This is a genomic window from Echinicola sediminis (assembly GCF_054777495.1).
In genome coordinates, this window is the sequence record NZ_BAAHAP010000214.1 from 1 (window position 1) to 2,198 (window position 2,198).

Consider the following 2,198-nt stretch of genomic DNA (forward strand, 5'->3'; position numbering starts at 1 on the left):
CCACTGAAGTCATATTTGGCAAGTGATTCAGTCTTTTCGATAAAACCTTCATTATCTAAATGGTAAATTGTCTGAAAGTGCATTTCGCAGTCAGTTGCAAAAAGTTCTTGCTCATTATGGTATAGGGTTTCAACTATTTTATTGTCAAAATACTCAAATGTAACTCTGTTGGCAAGGTAGCAAAGTGGGTCGTTTATCAGTTTGCCATCTTTTAAGAACTCAAGTTTGGTTACTCTTCCTTTGTCGTCAATGGTTTCTTTGAGCAAATATCTGTGTCCTGTTGTATCATAAAGGCTGAATTCTACGATATCCCAACTGGAAGCTGTCTGACTATACAAATGATAATCAACTTCTTGGGCGTTGACAATTTTGCTAAGTAAAATTATTAATATGATGATTATCTGTTTCATTCCAATTAGCCACAACGGGATTCAGCTTGGAGACGGCGGGCATTCGGAGCTCCCCGCTTCATACTTTCCCCAAACTTCTTAAAAATACTGATTTTTATATTTACTTGGTACTCCCGCTGTATCCAAGGTGATGTTAGAGGCCGGGCGTTCCCGTTCTGGTTTTTACGGTTGTACCGATCAAATTTTCATGACGAGAATGGCATTACCAAACGACCTGGACCGGATCCGAAGATCCGAACATCTTGATAAAACCCTTTTGGCTTTGTATATGGCCGGTTTCCAGTGGAGCACCATTTTCAGTTTTTTTCGGTAGCTCTACCATAGCGTGCTGCCCCACCCATCTTCCGTCTAAAAGTCTCTTCCTTCCGGAGCCCTACCGACTGGTTCTTCCTTTCGTCTGAACAGAACTTTCTCTCACCTTATTTGGGGCAAGATTCTTCATGAAATCCTATCCACTATTTCAAAAGCGCCCCTCTTCAGTCCTGAATTTATCGCAGGCCACTTTCGGGAAGGATAAAAGTCCTTTGTCTTGGGTGTTGCACGAAAAATCCAGATCCGGTCTTCCGCGTACTTCCCAGCTATCACATACTGACATCTGGAGCCGATCTATTTCACCTAACTTCATCTGCCTGGACTCTAACGTTCCGGCTAAAAAGCGTTGCCATCCCGCAGGGTGGCTATGATTTTTTAGCCATTGTTAGCTGTATTGTTTCTAATTTTTATATTCTTTCCGCGATATTTCAACTCCATCTTCATAAACAACTTCATATTCTAAATTTCCATCTTCATCATATGATTTTGTTATTCCCTGTTCCTTTCCTTCTTTCATCTCTTGGTACAAAGACAGTTTATTGTTGTTATATGTGTATTGCTTTCCGTGTCTTTTATACTCAAAATATTCCTGTTCAATTCTTTGAGTAAAACCTTCCCAATATGTATTCTCATTTATGTATAAACCTGTTCCATTTTTTAGAATTTGAGTTCCATCTTCTTTCCAACAGTTTTGCACAAAAAATTCCTTGTTAATGAATTCAATCTCACTTTGAATTTGACCATTTGAATAATATCTAATCCATTTCCCGTCTCTCTCATCTTTTGTGATATAGATTTCTGTAGATTTTAGGTTTCCATTTTCGTAATAATGAGAATGCAGTTTACCTTTTGGGTTTTGAGAGATTGTTATTGAAAATTTCTTGTTCCCATTTTCAAAATACTCAGTTTTTATGCCTGTCTGTTCTCCATTTAGGTAGTGGATTTCGTCTTTGAGCTGTCCATTTTCAAAGTAACTTTTGAAGATGCCAGATATGATTCCGTTCTCCAGAGGAATTACTTCTTTTACGCTTTTGTCTGTGTGGTAAGTCTTAAGCTCACCAGTAAAGCTTAAGTTAAATTCGTTTCCATTTTCGTCAAGACAAATTTCATTCGGATTGCTGCGGATATAATTCTCAATGATTTTCATTGTTTGCTCATTGAGGTTATAATATTTATCGTCTAATTCGTCAAAATCCTTTATTTCTTTATACAGATTGCTAAACTCCTCTAATCCACCTTTCCTCGCATCATTTATTTTTTTGTTTTCTTTTAAGTAAAGTTCATAAGACCGATTTACAAGTTCAGCCATTTTATCATCACCAATGTGTTTCAACCCTTTTATAATTGTAGGTACGTATCCCCCCTACCAATCCCGTCTTTATAATTTGAGGATTTGCTTTTTGTAGTTTCGTGGGTAGAGTTTTCTGATATCCCTGTGGTTGGTGTCCATGATGTTGTCCATGACATATTTGAGCC

Annotated in this window: 2 protein-coding genes; both read right to left on the bottom strand. The window is 37.7% G+C overall.

What is annotated here, in order from left to right; genetic code table 11:
- Window positions 1-410, bottom strand: a 410-nt coding sequence (locus ACYVAA_RS22780; RefSeq protein WP_460546357.1) for a hypothetical protein, incomplete at its 3' end; no start/stop codon positions are given.
- Window positions 411-1,122: 712 nt separating this feature from the next.
- Window positions 1,123-2,067, bottom strand: coding sequence for a toxin-antitoxin system YwqK family antitoxin (locus ACYVAA_RS22785; protein ID WP_460546359.1), 945 nt, complete (start codon window positions 2,065-2,067; stop codon window positions 1,123-1,125).
- Window positions 2,068-2,198: the final 131 nt, after the last annotated feature.